Raw genomic sequence first — 24,169 nt, 5'->3', positions numbered from 1 at the left:
TATGGACCTCAACGCCATGCTCAAAATCCTGTCCAGCCAGGACGGGTCCGACCTTTATCTTTCCACCGGGGCGCCGCCCTGCGCCAAGTTTAATGGCGTGCTCAAGGCACTCAGTGCTGAACCGCTAAAGGCCGGCGAGGTGGCGGCGATTGCCGATTCGGTGATGGATAGCGCGCAGCGTGAGGAGTTCGAGCGTGAGCTGGAAATGAACCTGGCGATCTCAATTGCCAGTGTTGGGCGCTTTCGCATCAATATTTTCAAACAGCGCAACGAAGTGTCGATCGTGGCGCGCAATATCAAGATGGATATCCCCAAGTTTGAAGACCTCAAACTGCCGGAAGTGCTGCTCAAGACGGTGATGGAAAAACGCGGGCTGGTGTTGTTCGTCGGTGGCACTGGATCGGGTAAGTCGACCTCGCTGGCGGCGCTGATCGACTACCGCAACCGCAACAGCGGCGGCCATATCATCACCATCGAAGACCCGGTGGAGTATGTGCACAAACACAAGAAGTCGATCATCAACCAGCGCGAAGTGGGCGTGGATACGCGCAGCTTTCATGCTGCGCTGAAGAACACCCTGCGTCAGGCCCCGGACGTTATTCTGATCGGCGAAATTCGCGACCGCGAGACCATGGAACATGCTCTGGCCTTTGCCGACACCGGCCATCTGGCAATCTCCACGCTGCACGCGAACAACGCCAACCAGGCGCTGGACCGTATCATCAACTTTTTCCCGGAAGACCGACGTCCGCAGCTACTCAATGACCTGGGTAACAACCTCAAGGCATTTGTTTCCCAGCGGCTGGTCAAGACCATCGACGGTAAGCGCCGGGCGGCGGTGGAAGTGCTGCTCGGCACGCCGACCATTCGTGACCTGATCAAACGCAACGAGTTTTCCGAGATCAAGGAGATCATGGAAAAGTCGAAAAACCTCGGCATGCAAACCTTCGATCAGGCGCTGATCGACCTGGTCAACGATGGCTCGATTGATGAAGAAGAAGCGGTGAAAAACGCCGATTCGGCGAATAACGTGCGCCTCAAGCTCAAACTCTATCGTGATAACCCCGGAGCCTCGGCGCCTGCCGCAGCCCCCGTTGCAGTGGCCGCCGCAGCAACACCCGTAGCGCCTTCGACACCCGCTGCCTCGGCGGGCGAGTGGGGGCTGGAGTTGAAGCTGGAGGATATCGAAGAGGAGCAGCTGCCTGAGGACCCCGGACGCAAAGGCATTTAAACACCCCTGGCGACACGGATGTTTGCTGTTAGCGCGCGGGTTGGTAGGCGTCCTGAATACGTTGGATCATGCCTTCGGCGCGTAGCGCGTCGACCGCCTTGCGCAGATTTTCCTGCAAGTCTGCGTCGCACGCTTTGGAGCAGGCCAGGTACAGATCGGTACTGGCCATCACGGGGCTCATCTGCAGCCGATTGTCGCTTTTCGGCCACAGGTACAACCCTTCCGGCACCCCGGTAAACCAGGCATCGACGCGACCGAGTTCGAGCATGCGTGCGGGGTTATCGCCAAGCTTGAGGCTGACAATCTGCTTATCGGTAAACCCTTCGCGCTTGAGTATTTCCATCTGTGCGGTGCCCAGACCGACGGCGATACGCTTGTAACGCTGGCGCGCTTCGGCAAAGTTGGCCACTGGAGTGTCGAGGCTGAAGAAGGCGCGCTCAAGCGGTGAGATCGGGGCGATCCAGGTGTACAGCGCTTCCCGTTCCGGCGTGCGCGAGAGCGGGATAATCAGCAGGTTGTTGCCACGGCTGACCCGCTGCTGGGCCCGAGCCCAGGGGGTTACATGGATATGGCTGAGATACCCCGCGCGGGCAATGGCGGCCAATGCCACATCGCCGACCATGCCGTAACCCCCCTGAAAGCTGACAAAGGTCAGCGGCGGCGCGTCCGGCATATGCAGCTCCAGCGGTTCCTGTGCTGTTGCGCTTAGGCTCAGCGAGGTTAGCAGTACAGCGAGACAGATCCAGCGCACAGCCACGGCAGCACTCCAACAACGACTGACTTGGAGTATAAGCACCGTGCGCTTGGCTCGGTTGGAGTTTTTGGTACTTTAGTCCCGTAGTTCTGCCAGGTCGCGGTACAACTCGAGCGCCTGCGGGTTGGCCAGGGCGTCGGTATTTTTCACCGGTTTGCCGTGCACCACATTGCGCACCGCCAGTTCGACGATTTTGCCGCTGATGGTGCGCGGGATATCCGCCACCGCAATGATCTTCGCTGGCACATGGCGCGGTGTAGTGTTGGCGCGGATTACCTGGCGGATCTGCGCTTGCAGCGCCTCGGTCAGTTCGATGCCCTCGCGCAGACGGACAAACAGCACCACACGCACGTCATCATCCCACTCCTGGCCGATGGCGATGGATTCCAGCACGGCTTCGACCTTTTCCACCTGGCGGTAGATCTCCGCGGTGCCGATCCGCACGCCGCCGGGATTGAGTACTGCATCACTGCGGCCGTGAATCACCAGGCCGCCATGGGCGGTGACTTCCGCGTAATCGCCGTGGGCCCAGATACCGGGGAAGGTCTCGAAGTAGGCTGCCTGAAACTTGCTACCGTCGTCATCTTTCCAGAAGCCCACCGGCATGCTGGGGAAATGCTGCGCGCAGACCAATTCGCCTTTTTCGCCTGTAACCGCTTGGCCAGCGTCGTTCCACACCTGCACGTCCATGCCCAAGCCCTTGCATTGCAGCTCGCCGCGCCACACCGGCAGCACCGGGTTGCCGAGAGCGAAGCAGGAGACGATATCGGTGCCGCCGGAGATCGACGATAAGCAGATATCGGCTTTGATCTCGCGGTAGACGTACTCGAAGCTCTCGTGAGACAGCGGCGAGCCGGTCGACAAAATCGCCTTAAGCCGTTGCAGTTTGTGCGTGCTGCCGGGCTTGGCCCCGGCTTTTTCCAGGGCAGCGAGAAACTTGGCGCTGGTGCCGAAGATGCTGATGTTCTCCGCATCGATCAGGTCGATCAGCCGCTCGGCACCGGGGTGGAAGGGCGAGCCGTCAAACAGCACCAGAGTCGCGCCCAGGGCCAGGCCGGAAACCAGCCAGTTCCACATCATCCAGCCGCAGGTGGTGTAGTAGAACAGCGTGTCGTCGGCATGCAGATCGGTGTGCAGGCCGAGTTCCTTGACGTGCTGCAACAGAGTGCCGCCAGTGCCGTGCACGATGCACTTGGGTACGCCCGTGGTGCCGCTGGAGTAGAGGATATACAGCGGGTGATCGAACGGTACCTGGGTGAATTCGGGCTCGCCGCCGGCCTGGTAGAAGTCCTGCCACAACGCAACTTTGGCCTCCGAATGGAAGTCGTCGGCTTTGGTCTGGGTGTTGGAGTAGGGCACCACAATCAACTGCTCAAGCGAGGGCAGGCGCTCGAGGATTTCGTTGAGCTTGGCGGTCAGATCCAGATTCTTGCCGGCGTAGCGATAGCCGGCGGCGGCGATCAGCACCTTGGGCTCGATCTGGCCGAAGCGGTCGATCACGCCCTGGGTGCCAAAGTCCGGCGAGCAGCTCGACCAGGTGGCGCCCAGGCTGCTGGCGGCAAGCATGCCGACCAGGGTTTGCCAGGTGTTGGGCATAAAAGCGGCAACGCGGTCGCCGATACCCACGCCGGCAGCGCGCAGGCTGCGTTGCAAACCAGCGACATGGGCGGCCAGTTCGGCATAGCTCAGTTGCTCGCGGGAACCGTCTTCACCGATAGCCACCAGGGCAGGGTGGTTATCGCGGCGGCGCAGCAGGTGTTCGGCAAAGTTCAGCGTTGCACCGGGAAACCAGTGAGCGCTGGGCATGGCGCTGCTTTCTTGCAGCACTGCCTCGGGCTGGGCGCTAAAGCGTATTTCAAAGAACTCGACAATCGCATGCCAGAATGCCTCGCGCTGCGCCACGCTCCAGGCGTGCAGGGCCGGATAGTCGGCCAGTTGCAGGCTGTGGTACTGATTGACGAAGCGGCGGAAGCTGTCCATCCGTGTAGCCGCAATACGTTCGGCAGAAGGCGTCCACAGGGGCTGTTGCATCGTGCTTCCTCATCATTCTTGTTATGCCGGCGCGGTTAGCCGGCTTATTGCTGCAAGCCTACTGGCTGGCGGAGGGCTTGCGTCGAGTTGTTGAGCGCTCGCGCTGATCGCTAGCAGCAGCTGCTGTAGTCGCTTTGCACCGCCATCAGGCAGCGGGCAGTAAGCCTGACGGCGCTGCTTTACAGTGCGTAAATAAAACCTTACGCACTACCTACAACTACGCGCTGGCCAGCTTGGCCCGCGCCACACGCGAGCCATTGGGCTTATCCAGTACCGCGCAAATACGCTGGCCGGCGGTGATCAGCCGGCCCATATCGATACCGGTTTCAATGCCCAGGCCCTCAAGCAGGTACAGCACATCTTCGGTCGCAACATTGCCGGTGGCGCCTTTGGCGTAAGGGCAGCCGCCCAGACCCGCAACCGAGCTGTCGAATACGCTGATGCCTTCGAGCAGACTGGCGTAGATATTGGCCAAAGCCTGGCCATAAGTGTCGTGGAAGTGTCCGGCCAACAAATTACGTGGCACCTCGCGGCCGACCACGTTGAACAGGTGACGGGTAGCTCCGGCAGTGCCGGCCCCTATGGTGTCGCCCAGGGAAACCTCATAGCAGCCCATGGCATACAGCTCACGGGCCACGCTGGCCACCTGTTCGGGTGGCACGCTGCCGTCGTAGGGGCAGCCCAGTACGCAGGACACATAGCCGCGCACGCGAATTCCATGCTGCTTGGCGGCGTCCATTACTGGGACAAAGCGCTCAAGGCTCTCGCTGATCGAGCAGTTGATATTCTTCTGCGAGAAGGCTTCCGAAGCCGCGGCAAACACCGCAACTTCCCTAACGCCCGCTTCCAGTGCGCCTTCAAAGCCTTTCAGATTGGGAGACAGCGCCGCGTAGGTAATACCTGGTAGTTGCTGGATCTGCGCAAACACCTCGGCGCTGCCAGCCATCTGCGGCACCCACTTGGGCGAGACAAAGCTGCCCACCTCGATATAGCCGAGGCCTGCGGCAGACAGGTCATCGACCAGGCGCACCTTGTCGGCCACGCTGATCGGCTGTTTCTCATTCTGCAAACCGTCGCGCGGGCCGACTTCGACCAGGCGGACTTGTTTGGGTAGGTTCATCGTTGCCTCGTTGTTCGTCTCGATGAGTATCGCGCTCAACGTCGTAGGAGGCGCTTTAGCGGCGAGCTTGGCTAAAGGCACTCCTACAAAAGGTTATGCGCTGATTTCTTCCAGCTCCACCAGTACCGCGCCTTCGCTAACCATCTCGCCTTCGCTGCAATACAGCGCCTTTACGGTTCCGGTATGCGGCGCGCGGATGCTGTGTTCCATCTTCATCGCTTCCAGCACCACCAGCGCAGCACCGGCTTCGACCTGCTGGCCGGCTTCCACCAGCACCCGCACGATACTGCCGTTCATCGGTGCCGTCAGGCCGCCGTGATGCTGATGGCCGGCTTCAACTTCAGCAATCGGGTCGACGCGTTGAATGCTGCGCAGTTCGCCGGCGTAGTGCAGATACAGGCTGTCGCCGCGGCGAATCGCCAGATGCTGCTGACGCAGGCCGTCGCGCTCCACCTGCAGGACTTCGCCTTGCAGCTGTACGGTGTAAACCGAAGCATGTCGCAGGCGAATTACCTGGCGTTCGCTCTGGCAGTTCAGATGTAGATCGGTTTCCGCTGGCAGGCCCAGGCGTAGGCCGTTATTACGTGACCAGGGAGAGTGGTAGTCGTCGGGCCGCTGCAGCGGCGCTTCGCTTTGCACAAAGGCTTCGGCAGCCAGTTGCCAGAACTCGACCGGTAACTCGGTTACCGGAGGCAGCAGCTGTGCTTCGTGACGTGGAATAAAGCCGGTATCCAACTCCGCATTGGCAAAGGCCGGGTGGGCCAGTACGCGGGTAAGGAAGGCCAGATTGGTTCTAACCCCGCCGACGCAGGTTTCCTTAAGCATGGCCAGCAGGCGCAGGCGCGCCTCCTCGCGGTTTTCGCCCCAGGCGATCAGTTTGCCGAGCATCGGGTCATAGAAGGGCGAGACTTCATCGCCTTCGCTAACGCCGCTGTCTACCCGGCGACCTGGGCCGGCATTGGCTTCGCGGTACAGCGCCAGGGTGCCGGTGGCAGGCAAAAAGTCGTTGTCCGGATCTTCCGCATACAGCCGCACTTCAATGGCGTGGCCAATCAGCGGCACTTGCTCCTGGGTGATCGGCAGCGCTTCACCACGGGCGACGCGGATCTGCCAGGCCACCAGATCCAGGCCGGTGATCAGCTCGGTAACCGGGTGCTCGACCTGCAGGCGGGTGTTCATTTCCATAAAAAAGAAGTCGCCGCGCTCATCCAGCAGAAATTCCACGGTGCCGGCGCCGACATAGCCGATGGCTTGCGCCGCCTTGACCGCAGCCTCGCCCATGGCGCGACGCAGTTCGGCTGACAGACCCGGGGCCGGTGCTTCTTCGACGACCTTCTGGTGGCGACGCTGGATCGAGCAGTCGCGCTCATTCAGGTACAGGCAATTGCCGTGCTGGTCGGCAAATACCTGGATTTCCACATGGCGCGGCTTGAGTACGTATTTTTCCACCAGCATGCGTGAGTCGCCGAACGACGATTGCGCCTCGCGCTGGGCGCTGGCCAGAGCCTCGGCCAGTTCGCTCTCAACCTCGACCACTTTCATACCCTTGCCGCCGCCACCGGCAGCAGCCTTGAGCAGTACCGGGTAGCCGATTGCGTTCGAGGCAGTGCGGAAGGTTTCCACATCCTGTGCTTCGCCGTGATAACCGGGCACCAACGGTACGCCGGCGGCTTCCATCAGCGCCTTGGCGGCCGATTTACTGCCCATGGCGTCGATAGCCGAGGAGGGCGGGCCGAGAAAGATCAAACCGGCGGTTTCGATGGCGCGGGCAAAGTCGGCGTTTTCCGAAAGAAAGCCATAACCGGGGTGAATCGCCTGGGCACCGCTGGCTTTGGCCGCAGCGATCAGCGCGTCGATACGCAGGTAACTGTCCGCCGGCTTGGCACCGCCGAGATTCACCGCCAGATCGGCTTCGCGCACATGGCGGGCGCTGGTGTCGATGGCGCTGTGTACCGCCACGGTCTGGATGCCCATGGCCTTGGCCGTACGCATCACCCGGCAAGCGATCTCGCCACGGTTGGCCACCAGTAGGGTGTCGATAGGCTTGAGACTCATGCTTGTGGCTCCTGCCAGGCGGGTTTGCGTTTATCCAGGAAGGCCCGCAGACCTTCCTGACCTTCGGGGCTGACGCGGATGCGGGCAATGGCGTTTTCTGTGTAACGGCGCAGCGCTGGGGTTAGCACGCCGCTGCCGACTTCACGCAGCAGATCCTTGCTCGCCAGCATGGCCTGCGGGCTATTAAGCAGCAGCGTGTTGATCCACTCGGCCACGGCCTGCTCCAGGGCATCGGCGGCATAGCATTCGGCAAATAACCCCAGTTCCTGGGCGCGTTGGCCGCTGAAACGCTCGGCAGTCAGGGCATAACGGCGAGCGGCGCGTTCGCCGATGGCCTGCACGACAAAGGGGCTGATCACCGCCGGCGCCAGGCCGATGCGTACCTCGGACAGGCACAGCTGGGCGTCAACGGTGCCAATGGCCATATCGCAGCAGCTGATCAAACCCAGCGCCCCGCCAAAGGCCGCGCCTTGCACCACGGCCAAGGTCGGGATCTTCAGCTGATACAGGTTGTGCATCAGCTCGGCCAGCTCACGCGAATCAGCCAGGTTGGCGTTATAGTCCAGGGTCGCGGCGTGCTGCATCCAGGCCAGGTCGGCACCGGCGGAGAAGTGTTTGCCGCGGCCGCGCAGCAGCAGGAAACGCAGGGTTTTGTCGGCCATCACCGCGTCGAGGGCAAGAATCAGCTCGCGGATCATCTCGGCGTTAAAGGCGTTGTTTTTGTCCGCACGATTAAGCCAGAGGGTGGCAAAGCCGCGTGGGTCTGTTTGCAGTTCGAGGGTGTTGAAGTCGGTCATGGTCTGTCGCTCTAGAATCCGGGGCAGGGCGCTGCCTTACATGCGGAACACGCCAAATGTGGTCGGCTCGATCGGCGCGTTAAGGCTGGCAGACAGCGCCAGGCCCAATATGTCGCGGGTTTGCGCCGGGTCGATAACCCCGTCATCCCACAAGCGCGCGCTGGAGTAGTACGGGTGGCCCTGGCGTTCGTACTGTTCGAGGATCGGCTGTTTGAGCTTGGCCTCATCCTCGGCGGAGAAGCTCTGCCCAGCACGGGCGGCTTGTTCGTGTTTGACCTGCCCCAGTACACCGGCGGCCTGCTCGGCACCCATCACGCCGATGCGCGCATTCGGCCACATCCACAGAAAACGTGGATCGTAGGCGCGGCCGCACATGCCGTAGTTACCGGCGCCGAAGCTGCCGCCGATGATCACGGTGAATTTCGGCACCTTGGCGCAGGCCACAGCGTTTACCAGCTTGGCGCCGTGTTTGGCGATGCCGCCGGCTTCGTACTTCTGCCCGACCATAAAGCCGGTGATGTTCTGCAGGAACAGCAGCGGAATGCCGCGCTGGCAGGCCAGCTCGATAAAGTGCGCGCCTTTTTGCGCCGATTCGGCAAACAGGATGCCGTTATTGGCGAGGATCGCCACTGGATAACCGTGGATATGCGCAAAACCACAAACCAAGGTTGCGCCAAACAGCGCCTTGAATTCATCAAATACACTGCCATCGACGGTGCGAGCGATCACTTCACGCACATCGAAGGGTTGCTTGGCGTCCGCCGGAATCACCCCGTACAGCTCTTCGCTGCTGTACAGCGGGTTGATCGGCTCGCGGTTATTCAGCACACCGAGCTTGCGCCAGTTCAGATTAGAAATGCTGCGCCGCGCCAGAGCCAGGGCGTGCTCATCGTTGTCTGCGTAATGGTCGGCCACGCCGCTGGTTTTGCAGTGCACATCGGCACCGCCGAGGTCTTCGGCGCTGACCACCTCACCGGTTGCGGCTTTTACCAGCGGCGGGCCGGCGAGAAAGATGGTGGCCTGGTTGCGCACCATGATCGCTTCATCGGCCATGGCAGGCACATAGGCGCCACCGGCGGTGCAGGAACCCATGACCACGGCGATCTGCGGGATGCCCATGGCCGACATATTGGCTTGGTTAAAGAAGATTCGGCCGAAGTGCTCGCGATCCGGGAACACCTCATCCTGACGCGGCAGGTTGGCGCCGCCGGAATCCACCAGGTAGATGCACGGCAGGCGATTCTGTTGGGCGATGGTCTGCGCGCGCAGGTGCTTTTTCACGGTCAGCGGGTAGTAGCTGCCGCCTTTTACCGTGGCGTCGTTGGCCACGATCATGCATTCGACACCTTCGACCCGACCGATACCGGCCACTACGCCAGCCGCCGGCACCTCTTCGCCATACACCTCATAGGCGGCCAGCTGGCCGATCTCAAGAAACGGTGAGCCGATATCCAGCAGGCGGTTGATTCGTTCACGTGGCAGCAACTTGCCGCGCGAGGTGTGACGCTCCTGAGCCTTGGCACCGCCGCCTTCATGGATGCGGGCGAGCAGGGCGCGCAGGTCGTTGACCTGGGTGAGCATCGCCGCACTGTTGGCGGCGAACTCCGGCGAACGGGTGTTGATCTGGGTGTGCAGAATGGCCATCTGGCGCGCTCCGTCAGGCTATTTGGTTTCGTTGAACAGTTCGCGGCCGATCAGCATCCGGCGGATTTCGCTGGTGCCGGCGCCAATCTCGTAGAGCTTGGCGTCACGCAGCAGGCGGCCGGCTGGATATTCGTTGGTGTAGCCGTTGCCACCGAGCAGCTGGATGGTGTCCAAGGCCATCTTGGTGGCCATCTCGGCGGTGTAGAGGATCACAGCGGCGGCGTCCTTGCGCGACTCCTCGCCGCGGTCACAGGCCTTAGCGACGTTGTAGAGGTAGGACTTGGAAGCGTTCATGCCGGCGTACATATCGGCCAGCTTGCCCTGCACCAGCTGGAATTCGCCGATGGACTGCTTGAACTGCTGGCGTTCGTGTACGTAGGGCAGCACCACGTCCATGCAAGCCGTCATGATCCCGGTCGGGCCGCCGGAGAGCACGGTGCGCTCGTAGTCCAGGCCGCTCATCAGCACGCGTACGCCGCCGCCTTCTGCGCCGAGGATGTTCTCTTCCGGTACTTCGCAGTCCTCGAACACCAGTTCGCAGGTGTTTGAGCCGCGCATGCCCAGCTTGTCCAGCTTCTGGTGGCGGGAGAAGCCCTTGTAGTCGCGCTCGACGATAAACGCGGTCATGCCGCGCGAGCCGGCGTTGAGGTCGGTCTTGGCGTAGATCACATAGGTGTGGGCGTCGGGGCCGTTGGTGATCCACATCTTGTTGCCGTTGAGCACATAGCGGTCACCGCGTTTCTCGGCGCGCAGCTTCATCGATACCACGTCAGAGCCTGCGTTTGGTTCGCTCATGGCCAGGGCGCCGACATGCTCACCGGAGCAAAGCTTGGGCAGGTACTTGGCCTTCTGCTCGTGGGTGCCGTTCTTACGAATCTGGTTCAGGCACAGGTTTGAGTGGGCGCCGTAGGACAGGCCGACCGAGGCCGAGGCGCGGCTGATCTCTTCCATGGCCACCACATGCGCCAGGTAGCCCATGTTGGTGCCGCCGTATTCCTCTTCCACGGTCATGCCGAGCAGGCCCATGTCGCCGAACTTGCGCCACATGTCCATGGGGAACTCGTTGTCGCGGTCGATCTGCGCGGCACGCGGGGCCAGTTCGGCTTGTGAGAACTGATACACCGAGTCGCGCAGCATATCGATGGTCTCGCCGAGACCGAAGTTGAGGGATGGGTAGCTCATGGTTCCACCTGTAATTGTTCGAATTAAGTTCAGGAGATAACGGTTTGTTTTTTATCAGTTTCAGCCAAGGCAGCTAGACAGCGCTCTTCGGCCGTATCCAGCTCAAGTTGCATCTGTTCGATGTCCAGCAGTTGCTGCTGCAGCTGGGCGCGGCGCTCGGCGATCTTGGCCATAAAGGTGTGCAGCTGCTTGTGATTGCCGTGCACCGGGTCGTATAGCTCGATCAGTTCCTTGCACTCGGCCAGCGAAAAGCCGATGCGTTTGCCGCGCAGGATCAGCTTGAGGGTGACCTTGTCCTTGGCCGTGTATATGCGCTCCTGGCCGCGACGTTCGGGGCTGAGCATCTGCTGTTCTTCATAGAAACGAATGGCGCGGGTGGTGATATCCAGCTCGCGGGCCAGTTCGGAAATGGAGTAGGTGGTGGCGGACATGCGGCAGCGCTCTTGTTTACCTTTACGTTAACGTAAGCCTGTGGGCGTCTGTAGTCAACCAGAGCGCGTGCTGCGTGATCGGGTTGATTAAACCTGATGCGGATTTATGAGCTGAAAACTTTTATCCGATAAAGGCTTACAGCGCTTATCTAGAAAGGTAGGGAGGTACGCGCTGTTGCAGGACATGCACCAGCGCGGGCTCCATATACGCGTAATCGTCGGGGATATTGAGGCTGTAGATGGGCTTGTTACCAAGCTGGTGGCGAAACTTTTCAGCCAGTTTGCGCCGATGGCGGCTTTCCATCACCAGGATCAACTCGGCCCACTCGAGCAGTTCGGGGCTGACGGGGTTGTCAGCATCGCGGTTAACCCCAGCCGAGGCGGTTTCTACCCCAGGCCAATTGGCGAAAACCTGTTCGGCGGTGGGGCTGCGCAGGCGGTTCTTGGCGCAGATAAACAGCACCCGCAGTGGCGTACGCGTGCTGGCCAATGGCATCAGGCCTGAGCCTTCTCGGCTTTTTTCTCCAAGGCAATGGCCTGCTGGGCAATTTCGATGATCTGCTCGCGCATCCAGCGATTGGCTGGGTCCTGGTCGGTGCTTTCGTGCCAGTACAGGTGGGTTTCCAGGGGCGTCATGTCCTTGATCGGCAACTCGACAAAATGCAGGTCATTGCGACGGGCAAAGCGCTCCGGCACGGTCATGGCCATGTCTGTGCTCTGCAGCACCGTGGTGGCCATCAGGTAATGCTGCGAGCGCAGGGCAATCTTGCGCTGGATGCCCATGCGGCCCAGAGCCAGGTCAACGTGCCCCAAGCCACTGCGCCGGCTGGAAATATGGATATGGGTCAGGCCCATGTATTCGTCGAGGCTGATCTTGTCTTTGGCCAGCGGATGGCCACGGCGTAGGGCACAGACGTAACGGTCTTCCATCAGCTTGACGTGGCGCACCTGCGGGTCCGTATTGAGCGGTGCGTCCACCGCAAAATCCAGGCGGCCAGCAGCCAGCTCCTTGGTGGTTTCGCGGCGCCGCGCGAGCATGCTTTCAATGTTTACGTTAGGTGCCATGCGGCGCAGGCGCTGGAACAGCGGCGGCAGGATAATGGCCTCGGTGAGGTCAGTCATGCTGATGCGGAAGGTTTTATTGGCCTGCGCTGGGTTGAAAATGCGGCTTTCCTGCACGGAGATACGCAACTGCTGCAGCGCGTTGCGCACCGGGCCGATGATGTTTTGCGCCATTGGCGTGGGCACCATACCCTGGGCGGTGCGTACAAACAGCGGGTCATTGAAGGTTTCCCGCAGGCGTGCCAGGGCGTTGGATACGGCGGGTTGGGTAATACCGACGATCTGTCCGGCGCGGGTTAGATTGGCCTCGGTGTAGATGGCATCGAAGACGACAAAGAGGTTGAGGTCGACCTTGTTCAGATTCATTACACGCTCGCTCCGCAGGATGTCGGTATCAGTGGATCATATATCGGTGATGAATGTTTATACACGGTGAGAATAGATTAGATAAATCCTAAGCCCTGTTCTAGCATCATTTCCACTTCACCGAATTCCCCAAAAATCAGCGTCAGAAGGTAGCCATCATGGATTTCGCCTACTCCCCCAAGGTTCAGCAGCTGCGTGAGCGCGTCACCGCGTTTATGGAGACCCATGTCTATCCAGCCGAAGCCGTGTTCGAGCAGCAGGTCAATGAAGGCGATCGCTGGCAGCCCACTGCGATCATGGAAGAGTTGAAAGCCAAGGCTAAAGCCGAAGGCCTGTGGAACCTGTTTCTGCCGGAGTCCGAGCTGGGTGCCGGCCTGACCAACACTGAATACGCGCCGCTGGCGGAAATCATGGGCAGCTCGTTGATCGGTGCCGAGCCGTTCAACTGCGCTGCGCCGGATACCGGCAACATGGAAGTGTTGGTGCGCTATGCCAACGAAGCGCAGAAAGAGCAGTGGCTCAAGCCGCTGCTGGACGGCACCATCCGTTCCGCGTTCGCCATGACCGAGCCCGGTGTAGCGTCCTCCGATGCCACCAATATGCAGGCCAGCGCAGTGCGCCAGGGTGATGAGTGGGTGATCAACGGCCGCAAATGGTGGACATCGGGTGCGTGCGACCCGCGCTGCAAAATCATGATCTTCATGGGCCTGACCAATCCGGATGGCCCGCGCCATGCACAGCACTCGATGATTCTGGTGCCGATGGACGCCCCGGGTGTGAAAGTGCTGCGTCCGCTGCCGGTGTTCGGTTACGACGATGCGCCGCACGGCCATGCCGAAGTACTGTTCGAAAATGTCCGTGTACCTTACGAAAACGTGCTGCTGGGTGAGGGCCGTGGCTTCGAAATTGCTCAGGGTCGCCTTGGCCCAGGCCGTATTCACCACTGCATGCGCTCCATCGGCATGGCCGAGCGCGCACTGAAGTTGATGTGCGAGCGCTCCATCAGCCGCACCGCCTTCGGCAAACCGCTGGCGCGTCTGGGCGGCAACATTGATCACATTGCCGACTCGCGCATGGAAATCAACATGGCACGTCTGCTGACGCTGAACGCGGCGTACATGATGGACACCGTGGGTAACAAGATCGCCGCCAGTGAGATCGCCCAGATCAAGGTGGTCGCACCGAACGTGGCGCTGAAAGTGATTGACCGCGCCATCCAGATTCACGGCGGCGCCGGGGTTAGCAACGACTTCCCGCTGGCCTACTGGTACGCCATGCAGCGCACCCTGCGTCTGGCTGACGGCCCGGACGAAGTGCATCGCGCGGCGATTGGCAAGTTCGAGATCGGCAAGTACGTGTCCAAGGATGTGATGAAAGCCAGCCGCTAAGGCGCTGGGCACGTCACTGAAAACGCACAAGGCCCGCAATTGCGGGCCTTGTGCGTTGTGGATAGTGCTGTTTTAGGCATGCTCTATCGTTGTTTGCCAGGCTATGTGGGAAGGCCTTTAGCCGCGATTGATCGTGAACGTGTCGCGGCTAAAGCCCTTAGCAAAGAAAGCACAGGCTATTCGTATGATTTGCCCGGCGGGGCAAACTCATCATCCGGGTTGGCATGCTCTTGCAGCCAGAGCAAACGCATATGCAGTTGCGCAGCGAAGGCACGGGCGGCCTGCTCATCATGGAAGATCAGGCTACGTCGACCCATGCGCACTTGCCAACGCAGCTTGCCGCGCTGCGCCAGCGGCTCGATAACGATGCTCGGTGAGCTCAAACGATCAATGCTCCTGAAAGGGCTGTGTATATCGGCAATCACCAACACAGACATGGCCTAAGCATTAGGCTCTCGCAGCAAACTTGGCAAGCACCTGAGCGGGCGATTTAGTTGCTGTATTGGTAGATGATTGGGGCAAAAATGCCCGTGTCATGGCCATTCTTCAGGCACTGATTGAACTGCTCGAGGAACCAGCCCATCTTCAGCGTTTTGGCGATGCCCATGTGCTTGCTGTCGCTCTTGAACGGCACCGGCAACGTTGTGAAGGCATCGGCCTGCAAGCCAGGCCAGCTCTGGGCGAGCCGGCTGATATCAACGCTGGAGCCGACCAGGATCGCATCAATGCGCCCGCGCTGCAGCATGCCCAGACCGCTGCGAGTGTCATTGAAGCCGACGATGGTCAGGGTGCCGTTAGCCACGGCTTCGTCATAGGCAGTGCCATAGCTGGTGCCGATAGTGGCGCCGATCAGCTTGTCTTTCAGGTCAGTGATGTTCTGGTAGGCAAACTCGTGGCCTTTCTGCACCACCAGCACGATATGTTCGGTGAAAATCGCTTCGGAAAAATCGAACAGGGCCAGGCGCTCATCACTGATCGACAAACCAATTACGCCGCCTTCGCTGCGTTCGGCCATGGTATAGGCGCGTTTCCATGGCAGCAGCTGGATCTGGTAGGGCACCTGCATCTGGTTCAGGCAGTGTTTACTGATGTCCACGACAATGCCCTTGGCCTCACCATCCTCCTGAAAGTATTTGGGGAAGCCATCGTGTGCGCCAAACACGCGGAACACCTCGGCCTGGACGGTTTGTACGACCAGCAGTGCCAGTAGCAGGATCAACCGCAGAGGTGTAGCGAGCATGGCAGAACCTCAAGTAGAGGCGAGAAAGTTTGTTCAGCTTAGCCACTCGGCGTTGTTAATCACTGCCTAATGCAGCAATACCTGCAAACAACGCCGGGGCTGAGCCAGGCTCAATAAACCCAGACTTCTACCCGGCGGTTCTTGATCCGCCCGTCATCACCGCTGTTGGCGGCGACTGGCAGCTCATCACCCAGGCCGATGATATCGCGGAAGATCACGCCACCTTTGTTCAATTCACGGCGCACTGCCATGGCGCGCAGTTTCGACAGCAGTTCAGCGCGGGCGGTGTCAGCCTTGGTATCGCCAAACCCAACCAGCACCACTTTATCGCGCAGCTTGTTCTGCTCGTTTAGGTAGGTCATCAGCCGGTTGAGATCACGCAGGGCTTTATTGTCGAGAGTGGCGCTGCCTTCCTGAAAACGAAAGTTTACCGACAGACGTTGCGCATGCTCGGCCAGCTCTTGGTAATTCGACGGCATCTGCGGGTTTACGGGGATTTTTACCGCTTGAACGGTCTGCGCAATAAATCCGCTCTGTTCAACGATCGCCTGTCCGCGCGGACTATGAGCAAACTGCACCAGAGCGCGTCCCCAAGGGTTGCTCAACTCTGGCTGGTTGTAGAAGAACAACCGTCGCGACAGCGGGTAATCCTCGGTGGCGATTAGGGTCAGGCTTGGCAGCATGGGTTGCGAATCACCCGCGGCAATCGCCAGCGCTTTGGCCTGGCGGATATACGGCAGGCCAATAAAGCCGATGCCATTAGGGTCCTGGCTGACCGCGTCGGAGAGTTTTTCACTCGACTCAAAGCGTTTGGCGCTGGCCGCCAAGGCTTTGCCATTGGCGCTCAGCACCAGCTCCTTGAACGTGTCGAAGGTACCGGACTTGTCATCCCGGGCGTACAGGGTGATGGCGCCAGCCGGGGCGCCGAGTTGCGACCAGTTGCTGATCTCGCCAGCGAATATCTGTGCCAGTTGTGCCGTGTTCAGCGCGCCCAGCGGGTTATTCGGGTGCAGGATAATAGCCAGGCCATCGAGGGCGATGATCTGCTCGGCGCTGGCGCTTTTCAGGTCGCCCAAGTTCAGCAGGCTAGTGGCTTCGCTGTCCTTGATCGGTCGGGACGAGGCCGCCAGTTCAGCACTGCCGTCGGCCAGTGAGGTAAACCCAGTGCCCGAACCATGGGCCGCTACCTCGATGCTCACACTGCGGCCATCGGTGGTTTTGCCGATGATTGTCTGCTCGTTTTCTGCATTGCCTGCTTCGATGCGGATTGCGCTCAGGCCTTGTTCCTCAAGCAGGCCTTTGACCAATGCCGGGCCCAGCCGCGCGCCAATGGTGTTGGAGCCCTGAATGCGCAGCACGCTGCTGTTGTCGCTTGGGACTGGCAGGGCGGCAAATACTGACCAGGGCAGGGCGTAGCAGATGGAGCCGAGCAGCAAAAAGCTGACGGTGCGAATCCAGGTGTCACGTTCGAAGGCAGAGGAGGCGCGCAGCATGCGGCAAACACCTTATATGGGTGAGTGAAAGTGCCGCGACGATAAGACAAAAAAGTGACTGCAATATGACAGTCACTTATCTATATGAAGGCTCTATTGCAGGCTTACTGAGCCAATTCAAGCCAGATGGGGGCATGGTCCGATGGCTTTTCCATGCCGCGCAGGTCGTAGTCGACGCCGGCGTCCTTGATCCGCGCCTGCAAAGCCTGAGAGGCGAGAATCACGTCGATGCGCAGGCCGCGCTTGGGTTCGTCTTCGAAGCCGCGGCTGCGGTAATCGAACCAGCTGAAACGGTCATTCACTGTGGGGTTGAGATGACGGAAGCTGTCAACCAGGCCCCAGTTCTTTAGGGTGGCCAGCCACTCGCGCTCTTCTGGCAGAAAGCTGCATTTACCGGTTTTCAGCCAGCGCAGACGATTGGGTTCACCAATGCCGATGTCGCAATCTTCCGGCGAAATATTGATATCACCCATCACCACCAGCGCCTGCTCGGGGCTGAACTGGCTCAGCAGCAGCTGTTGCAGATCGGCATAGAAACGCTGTTTTGCCGGGAACTTGGTCGGATGGTCGCGGCTTTCGCCTTGCGGAAAGTAGCCGTTCATCACCGTCACCGGGTTGCCTTGGGCATCGGCGAAGGTGCCGTAGATAAAACGTCGCTGCGCGTCTTCGGCGTCGCCGGGAAAGCCCTTGTGCAGGCTCAGTGGTTCCTGGCGCGAGAGTAGGGCGACACCGTAATGGCCTTTCTGGCCATGGTAGTGCACGTGATAGCCGAGCTCACGGATATCCGCCTCGGGGAACTGCTCGTCGGCAACTTTGGTTTCCTGCAGGCCGATCACATCCGGCTGGTGTTTCTCGATCAATGCTGCCAGTTGATGCGGGCGTGCACGCAGGCCATTGATATTGAAGGAGACGATCTTCATGGGCGGCAGTCCTGGCTGTGGCTCTGGAAAGCCCGCGATGCTAGCCGATTAGCGGCCCTGCCGGCCAGCCTGTGGCGGCGCAGGGTGCGCGGTGCTAACGTGGCTGCAGGCCCAGTAAATCAAGAACAACAGAGGTCAATTCGATGCCCAACAGTCTCGCCGAAGTACGTATGCTCGATAGTGGCTATGCCCGCGAAGCACGCTCGCTGCTGTATCACGCCTATCGTCACGACCCCACCTTTGCCTACCTGTTTGAAGCCGAGCGGCCAGGCTATGACCAGCGCGTACGCGCCACGGTACGTGAGCTGGTGCAGCAGCACTTTGCCGAAGACCTGCCGGCGATTGGCTTGCTGATCGACGATCGACTGATCGGCATGGCGTTGATCGCTCCGCCACAGCGGCGCATGGACATCACCGAAAGCTGGGGCTGGCGCATGCGCATGCTGCTGACCACCGGCTTCCGTTGCACCAAGCGCTATCTGGAATACCACGATGCAGTGATCGCCTGCCTGCCGCCGGGGCCCTACCACGTGTTGCCGCTGCTGGGCATTCATCCGGAATACCAGGGCAAAAACCTTGGCGAGCAACTGCTTGAAGCACTGCACAACTGGTGCGCCGAAGACGCCAGTTCCCAGGGCGTGGTGCTTGATACCGGAAATTCGCATTACCTGGATTTCTATAAGCGCCAGGGGTACGAAGAGATTGGGGAAGTGGCCATCGGCCCGATTATCGAGCACGTTTTCTTCCATCCAAGTCCGCAACTGGCAATCAAGGCCAGTGCTTGATAACGGCCTGCTCGGTGTGACTACAGACACATCGAGTCGCAACTATTTGCCCGCACTGGTGCTCTAAGTCGGCCCTGAGCTCGTGCTAGCATCGCCCTCATGCCTGTTTCTCTCCACCTTTTCACCGCGCTGTTTCTTCTGCTGCTGAGTGCTACGGCCCTGGCCGAAGCACAGTTGCGTGTGCGGGTTGAGCCTGCCAACAGCGCGCTGAAAAGCAATATCGAGGGCTACATCGGCAGCTTGGGTGAGCGTGACGCTGAAGCCTTGCAGCGCTTTCGTCGAGTCGCCGAAAACCAGGCAGAGAAAGCCGCCCAGGCGCTGGGCTTCTACCAGGCGCAGATCACGACTGAAGTCAGCGAGGGCGCAACACCGCGCCTGACCGTACGCATTCAGCCGGGTGAACCGGTGCGTTTGCGTGATGTGGTGGTGCGCGTCGAAGGCCCGGCGGCGCAACTGCGCGCCTTTCGTACGCCCAATGACCCGCAATTGCGTAGCGGGGCACAACTTAACCACGGTCAGTACGACGCAGCGAAGCGCGAAATTCAGAATCAGGCCTCGCGTTATGGCTTCTTCGCCGGGCGCTTTAGTCGTCAAAAACTCACAATCGACCCCGAAGCCGGGGTTGCCGATATCGAACTGATCTATCTCAGCGGCCCGCGCTATCAACTGGGCGCGGTGAGTTTTGTCGGCGATGCGCCCTTCGATGAGCAATTGCTGCAGCGCATGGTGCCGTTCCCGACCGATACGCCCTATGACTCGGCACTGATTGCCGAGCTGTATCAGGCGCTGCGCTCCAGTGGTTATTTCGAGTCGGTGCAGGTGGATGCCAACCCCAGTACTGCCAGTGGTGAACAGATCCCTGTGCAGGTTCAATTGCAGGCGCGCAAGCCACGCAGCATGGGCCTGGGCTTGGGTTTTTCCACCGACGTGGGGCCGCGTGGCCGGGCCAACTGGACACGGCACTGGGCCAATCCGCAAGGGCATAGCTATGGCGCAGAGTTCGAACTGTCGGCGCCGCGGCAGAATGTTGGCCTGTGGTATGACGTGCCGCTCGATCCGCCGCTGACCGATAAATTGCGTGTGGCCGGCGGCTATCAGGCCGAAGACCTGGCCAATACCGACAGCAGCAGCCGTCTGCTGACCTTTGGCCCGGAATGGCACAGCAAACTCGACAGCGGCTGGCAGCGCGTGTTGTCGCTGAAATGGCAGCACGAACAGTACGACCTGGGCGATGACGCGGGGACCAGCACGCTGCTGATGCCAGGCCTGAGTTATTCCTACCTGCAGAGTGATAACCAGATCGACCCCAACCACGGCTACCGCCTGCAGTTTGATCTGTCCGGTGCGGCCAAGGGGCTGTTGTCCGATGCCAATGTGCTGCACGGCAATATCCAACTCAAAGGTCTGACCACCGTATTCAAGCGCCATCGACTGCTGGGGCGGGTGCAGGTGGGCGGCACTGAATCCGATGGGTTTGCCAAGGTGCCGCCGTCCCTGCGCTTCTTCGCGGGTGGTGACCAGAGCGTGCGCGGTTATGACTACCAGAGCCTGTCGCCGGAAAACCGCGCCGGCGACAAGATCGGTGGGCGCTACCTCTTTACCAGCAGCCTGGAATACCAATACAGCCTGACTGAGCGCTGGCGCTTGGCGAGCTTCTTCGATCAGGGCAATACCTTTGACTCGCTGCAGCTTCCGTCGCTGAAAAGTGCCGTGGGTCTGGGCGTGCGTTGGGTATCACCACTCGGACCGTTGCGCCTGGATCTGGCGCATCCATTGGATGACCAGGGCGGCGTGCGCCTGCATTTTTCCATGGGGCCGGAACTGTGAAGCGCTGGTTACGTTGTGGGCTGTTCAGTCTGCTGAGCCTGCTGCTGGTGCTGGCCATCAGCCTGAGCTTGCTACTGGGCACCCAGGGCGGCAGCCGCTGGTTATTGGCGCAGGTGCCGGGCTTGCAGGTGGACGACTTCGATGGCCGCCTAGGCGGTAGCTGGAGCGCACAGCAGCTGCGCTGGCAGCAGGGCGAGAATAGCGTGCAGGTTATGGCACCTCGCCTGAATTGGTCGCCGGCCTGTCTGCTGCGTCTGACCCTATGTATCGAGCAACTGCACAGCGGGCCAATCAGCCTGGTTTTCCCTGGCGATGAGCAGCCAAGCAGCGAGCCGTTCAGTCTGCCGGACCTGAGCCTGCCGCTGGCGTTGCAACTGGGGCAGGTGCAGATCGACATCATGCTGCTTAATGGCGTCGAACAGTTGCAAGGCTTGCAGTTGGCTGCGCGCTGGACTGCAAAGGGTATTCAGATTGACAGCCTCAGCCTGGCTACCGCCGATCTTCAGGTGGCGTTGCAGGGCCAGGTGCAAACCTCCGGCAACTGGCCGCTGCAACTGAACGGACAGCTACGACTGCCTGCGCCCGAGCAGCAGGCCTGGCCGGTGGCACTGCAGCTCAACGGTGAGCTGCGCGAGCGGGTGCAACTGACAGCCAGCAGCAGCGGCTATCTGACCGGCGAACTGAGCGGTTGGGTAAAGCCTTTGGCTGAACACCTGCCGGCGCAACTGCGCTTTCAGGTCGCCAGCTTCAAAGCCAGCGCTGAGCTGCCCGACACCCTTAACCTTGAGCAGGTTGAGCTCAATGCCCAGGGCGATTTGCAGGCTGGCTATCAGATCATCGGCAGTGCCAGCCTGCCAGCAACTGAAGGGCCTATTGCTATGGCGCTGGCGGGGCTGCTCAAGGCTGACGGCGCGGCCATCAGCAACCTGAGCTTGACCGCCGAACCGGAGCAGCAGGTACAGCTCAGCGGCGAGCTGAACTGGCAGCAAGGTCTGAGCCTGGACAGCCGCTTCAACTGGCAGAGCTTCCCCTGGCAGCGCCTTTATCCGCTGGAGGAGCCAGCGCCTGTGGCGTTGCGGGTGCTTAATGGCGAGCTGGCTTATCAGGATGGCAACTACCTCGGGCATTTCGCTGCCGAGCTGGATGGCCCGGCCGGCGCCTTTAGCCTGCAAAGCCCGCTGAGTGGCGATCTACAGAAGCTGTATCTGCCAGAGCTGCGTATGCAGGCCGGCCAAGGCCGCGCCGAAGGCCAGGTCAGCTTGGGTTTTGCCGAGCAGCTGAGTTGGGATGTGCGTTTGCAGTTGAGTCAGCTTGATCCGGCTTACTGGTTGGCCGAGTTACCCGGCACGCTTGCTGGGCCGTTGAACAGCTCTGGCAGCTTGATCAATCAGCAGCTTAACCTTAACGCCGACATCGACCTCACCGGCCGCCTGCGTGGTCAGCCGGCCAAGCTGCTGGCGAAGTTTGCCGGTGGCCTGGAGCAGGGCGAGCTGAGTGCCCTGGATATCCGCCTGGGTGATAACCGCATCAGCGGTCAGGCCGCCTTGCAGCAACAGCTGAGCGGCCGTTTATTACTAGCGATGCCGCGATTGGGGCAGCTTTGGCCAGGCTTGCAGGGTCACCTTAATGGTCAGCTGGATCTGGCCGGCAACCTACAAGCCCCCCAGGGCCAGTTGCAGCTGCAAGGTCAGCGCCTGGCCTATGACGATCAACGTCTGCAACAGCTCAAGCTCGACGCCAGCCTGAACAGTGCCCAGCGTGGCCGAATCACCCTGGAGGCATTGGGTATTCAGCTGGGTGAAACCGAGTTGGGGCGTCTGGATGTCACTGCCGCCGGTGATCAGCAGCAACAAGGTCTTGAGCTGCACCTGCAAGGTCCCTCGTTGCAAAGCCAGCTGGCCCTGGCCGGCAAGCTGGACAAGGGTAACTGGCGCGGCAGCCTGAGTAGTGGCGAGGTGCAAAGCGGTGGCCAGGATTGGCGCCTGCAACAGCCGGCCACGCTGGTGCGGCTGGCCAATGGGCAGCTCAGCCTGGGCGCGCATTGCTGGCGTTCTGGCGAGGCCAGTCTGTGCGGCACGGAGCAGCGCCTGCTGCCGCAGCTCAAGCTCAACTACCAGCTGAGCAACTTCCCCATGGAGAGCTTGGCGGCGCTGTGGCCGAAGGATTTCAGCTGGCAGGGTGAGCTCAATGGTCGGCTGCAGCTCGATATGCCGGCCAGCGGTCCGAATGGCAGCCTGGAACTGGATGCCGGCAGCGGCATCTGGCGCATTCGTGATCAGCAGCAGTGGCTGGAGTTTGCCTACGACAGCCTGCGCCTGAGTACACAGTTGCGCCCGCAGCGCATCGATAGCCTGCTGGAGCTGCGTGGCCCAACCATTGGCGAGCTGTCGCTGCAGGCTCAACTGGATCCGCGTCCGGCGAGCAAGCCGTTGTCTGGCAGCTTCCGCCTCAATGGTCTGGACCTGGCCCTGGCGCGTCCATTTGTGCCGATGGTCGATCGTATCGCCGGGCAGCTGAATGGCGCGGGCACATTGTCGGGCGGGCTGTTGGCACCGCAGATCAACGGCAACCTGCGGGTGCTGAATGGCGAAATAAGCGGCGCTGAACTGCCGATGAACATCGAGCAGCTGCAACTGCAGGCGCAGATCGCAGGCGAGCGGTTGCTGCTGGAGGGCGATTGGCGCAGTGGCGAGCAAGGGCTGGGCAGCCTGAATGGCGAGCTGAATTGGGCGGCTGGATTGGTGGCGAATATGCAGCTGCAAGGCTGTCGTCTGCCGGTCACTGTCGAGCCCTATGCTTCGTTGGAGGTCGAACCGGATCTGCGTTTAAGCCTGCGTGATGAGCAGTTGTCGCTGGCCGGCAAGGTCCTGATCCCCAGCGGCAAGATTGAGGTGCGCGAGTTGCCGCCCTCAACGGTACAGGTGTCCAGTGACGCCCAGGTGGTAGGGCGCGACAGCCCGCAGCAGCAGGCGACGGCCATCGCCATGGATGTTGACGTTGAAGTGGGTCAACAGCGCCTCACCTTCAGCGGCTTTGGACTGGATGCCGAGCTGCTCGGCCGCGTACACATTGGCAATGACCTGGATACACGCGGTGAGCTGAGCCTGAACAAGGGCCGTTTCCGCGCCTACGGCCAGCGCCTGAATGTACGCCGCGCACGCCTGCTGTTCGCCGGGCCGATTGATCAGCCATTTCTTGATATCGAGGCTGTGCGCCAGGTCGATGGCGTGACGGCTGGTTTACGCCTCAGTGGTAATGCCGCGCAACCGACCAGTACGGTGTTTTCCGAACCGGCCATGAGTCAGGAACAGGCGTTGTCTTACCTGGTTATGGGGCGGCCACTGGGGCAGGGCGGTGGTGACAATACGATGCTGGCACAAGCTGCGCTGGCCCTGGGGATGGCCGGCAGTGCACCGTTGGTCAATAACCTGGCGCAGGGCTTGGGTATCAGTGACTTTCAGCTCGATACCCAGGGTTCTGGGGTAACCACCAGCGTGGTCGCCAGCGGCAATCTCTCGGAGCGGTTGAGCCTGCGCTACGGCGTGGGGGTGTTCGAACCGGCGAATACCATTGCGTTGCGCTATGAACTGAGCCGACGGCTCTACCTAGAGGCTGCCAGCGGGTTGGCGAGCTCTCTGGATTTGTTCTATCGGCGCGATTTCTAGGCCATGTTTCTGCGGGAGGACGCTGGATTAAGCCTGTTAATTCGCGTTTAAATTGCGCCCCTCGCTCAAAACGTCTGAGCGTTGAAATCTAAACAGTGAAAACCACTATCACAGTCTTCATATACTGACCGCCGCTGATACCTGGCAGTCGTTGTGCTGGCTGGTATAGCCCGATCCG

General features: G+C 60.6%; 19 protein-coding genes. 5 read left to right on the top strand and 14 right to left on the bottom strand.

Features of this window, described 5'->3' with window-relative positions; translation table 11 throughout:
* Position 1 precedes the first annotated feature (1 nt).
* The gene (locus CUR33_RS16150) at positions 2 to 1,231 is read left to right on the top strand and encodes a PilT/PilU family type 4a pilus ATPase (RefSeq protein WP_169852844.1); all 1,230 of its coding nucleotides are present in this window, start codon (positions 2 to 4) and stop codon (positions 1,229 to 1,231) included.
* Positions 1,232 to 1,259: 28 nt separating this feature from the next.
* Here the strand turns inward: CUR33_RS16150 and CUR33_RS16145 are convergent, their stop codons facing one another.
* From CUR33_RS16145 to CUR33_RS16100, 10 genes are all read right to left on the bottom strand, one after another.
* Entirely contained in the window at positions 1,260 to 1,988 is a 729-nt protein-coding gene (locus CUR33_RS16145; protein WP_448703171.1) for a substrate-binding periplasmic protein, read from the bottom strand.
* A 72-nt stretch (positions 1,989 to 2,060) separates the two neighbouring features.
* Complete coding sequence (locus tag CUR33_RS16140; RefSeq protein WP_289240304.1) at positions 2,061 to 4,016, bottom strand: acetoacetate--CoA ligase; 1,956 nt, start codon at positions 4,014 to 4,016, stop codon at positions 2,061 to 2,063.
* A 217-nt stretch (positions 4,017 to 4,233) separates the two neighbouring features.
* The gene (locus CUR33_RS16135) at positions 4,234 to 5,136 is read right to left on the bottom strand and encodes a hydroxymethylglutaryl-CoA lyase (RefSeq protein ID WP_289240303.1); all 903 of its coding nucleotides are present in this window, start codon (positions 5,134 to 5,136) and stop codon (positions 4,234 to 4,236) included.
* A 93-nt stretch (positions 5,137 to 5,229) separates the two neighbouring features.
* Complete coding sequence (locus CUR33_RS16130) at positions 5,230 to 7,191, bottom strand: acetyl/propionyl/methylcrotonyl-CoA carboxylase subunit alpha (protein WP_289240302.1); 1,962 nt, start codon at positions 7,189 to 7,191, stop codon at positions 5,230 to 5,232.
* On the bottom strand, positions 7,188 to 7,988 hold the full coding sequence (locus CUR33_RS16125) for a gamma-carboxygeranoyl-CoA hydratase (protein WP_289240301.1): 801 nt from the start codon (positions 7,986 to 7,988) through the stop codon (positions 7,188 to 7,190). The genes CUR33_RS16130 and CUR33_RS16125 overlap by 4 nt, the downstream gene beginning before the upstream one ends.
* Positions 7,989 to 8,024: 36 nt before the next feature.
* The gene (locus tag CUR33_RS16120) at positions 8,025 to 9,632 is read right to left on the bottom strand and encodes a carboxyl transferase domain-containing protein (RefSeq protein WP_289240300.1); all 1,608 of its coding nucleotides are present in this window, start codon (positions 9,630 to 9,632) and stop codon (positions 8,025 to 8,027) included.
* Between the two features lie 18 nt (positions 9,633 to 9,650).
* Complete coding sequence (locus CUR33_RS16115) at positions 9,651 to 10,814, bottom strand: isovaleryl-CoA dehydrogenase (protein ID WP_289240299.1); 1,164 nt, start codon at positions 10,812 to 10,814, stop codon at positions 9,651 to 9,653.
* Positions 10,815 to 10,843: 29 nt separating this feature from the next.
* Positions 10,844 to 11,245, bottom strand: a complete 402-nt coding sequence (locus CUR33_RS16110; RefSeq protein ID WP_090253868.1) for a MerR family transcriptional regulator — start codon at positions 11,243 to 11,245, stop codon at positions 10,844 to 10,846.
* A 145-nt stretch (positions 11,246 to 11,390) separates the two neighbouring features.
* Positions 11,391 to 11,741, bottom strand: coding sequence for a low molecular weight protein tyrosine phosphatase family protein (locus CUR33_RS16105; protein WP_289240298.1), 351 nt, complete (start codon positions 11,739 to 11,741; stop codon positions 11,391 to 11,393).
* Positions 11,741 to 12,673 carry a LysR family transcriptional regulator gene (locus tag CUR33_RS16100; RefSeq protein ID WP_090253866.1) on the bottom strand — a complete coding sequence of 311 codons (933 nt, stop codon included), beginning with the start codon at positions 12,671 to 12,673 and terminating at the stop codon, positions 11,741 to 11,743. Before CUR33_RS16100 ends, CUR33_RS16105 begins: the two co-directional genes overlap by 1 nt.
* 158 nt (positions 12,674 to 12,831) lie before the next feature.
* On the opposite strand from CUR33_RS16100, the gene CUR33_RS16095 reads away from it, so the two are divergent.
* Complete coding sequence (locus CUR33_RS16095) at positions 12,832 to 14,061, top strand: acyl-CoA dehydrogenase (RefSeq protein ID WP_090253864.1); 1,230 nt, start codon at positions 12,832 to 12,834, stop codon at positions 14,059 to 14,061.
* 176 nt (positions 14,062 to 14,237) lie between these two features.
* Here CUR33_RS16095 and CUR33_RS16090 read toward each other — a convergent pair whose 3' ends face one another.
* The 4 genes from CUR33_RS16090 to xthA all read right to left on the bottom strand — a co-directional run bounded on the left by CUR33_RS16090 (position 14,238) and on the right by xthA (position 17,714).
* The gene (locus CUR33_RS16090) at positions 14,238 to 14,444 is read right to left on the bottom strand and encodes a hypothetical protein (RefSeq protein WP_289240297.1); all 207 of its coding nucleotides are present in this window, start codon (positions 14,442 to 14,444) and stop codon (positions 14,238 to 14,240) included.
* Positions 14,445 to 14,551: 107 nt separating this feature from the next.
* Positions 14,552 to 15,301, bottom strand: a complete 750-nt coding sequence (locus tag CUR33_RS16085; RefSeq protein ID WP_289240296.1) for a substrate-binding periplasmic protein — start codon at positions 15,299 to 15,301, stop codon at positions 14,552 to 14,554.
* Between the two features lie 110 nt (positions 15,302 to 15,411).
* A complete protein-coding gene (locus tag CUR33_RS16080; protein ID WP_289240295.1) occupies positions 15,412 to 16,794 on the bottom strand; it encodes a phosphate ABC transporter substrate-binding/OmpA family protein in 1,383 nt (460 codons plus the stop codon).
* A 104-nt stretch (positions 16,795 to 16,898) separates the two neighbouring features.
* Positions 16,899 to 17,714, bottom strand: a complete 816-nt coding sequence (gene xthA / locus CUR33_RS16075) for an exodeoxyribonuclease III (RefSeq protein ID WP_160086845.1) — start codon at positions 17,712 to 17,714, stop codon at positions 16,899 to 16,901.
* Positions 17,715 to 17,857: 143 nt separating this feature from the next.
* On the opposite strand from xthA, the gene CUR33_RS16070 reads away from it, so the two are divergent.
* The 3 genes from CUR33_RS16070 to CUR33_RS16060 all read left to right on the top strand — a co-directional run bounded on the left by CUR33_RS16070 (position 17,858) and on the right by CUR33_RS16060 (position 23,991).
* Positions 17,858 to 18,499, top strand: a complete 642-nt coding sequence (locus CUR33_RS16070) for a GNAT family N-acetyltransferase (RefSeq protein WP_090253854.1) — start codon at positions 17,858 to 17,860, stop codon at positions 18,497 to 18,499.
* Positions 18,500 to 18,598: 99 nt separating this feature from the next.
* On the top strand, positions 18,599 to 20,326 hold the full coding sequence (locus tag CUR33_RS16065; RefSeq protein ID WP_289240294.1) for an autotransporter assembly complex protein TamA: 1,728 nt from the start codon (positions 18,599 to 18,601) through the stop codon (positions 20,324 to 20,326).
* Positions 20,323 to 23,991, top strand: coding sequence for a translocation/assembly module TamB domain-containing protein (locus CUR33_RS16060; protein WP_289240293.1), 3,669 nt, complete (start codon positions 20,323 to 20,325; stop codon positions 23,989 to 23,991). The genes CUR33_RS16065 and CUR33_RS16060 overlap by 4 nt, the downstream gene beginning before the upstream one ends.
* Positions 23,992 to 24,169: the final 178 nt, after the last annotated feature.

The sequence above is a fragment of the Pseudomonas sp. FEMGT703P genome (assembly GCF_002786345.1).
In the GTDB taxonomy this organism is placed as follows: domain Bacteria; phylum Pseudomonadota; class Gammaproteobacteria; order Pseudomonadales; family Pseudomonadaceae; genus Aquipseudomonas; species Aquipseudomonas peli.
Note: the sequence above shows the minus strand (reverse complement) of the source record. Positions and strands in the feature narration are given on the sequence as shown.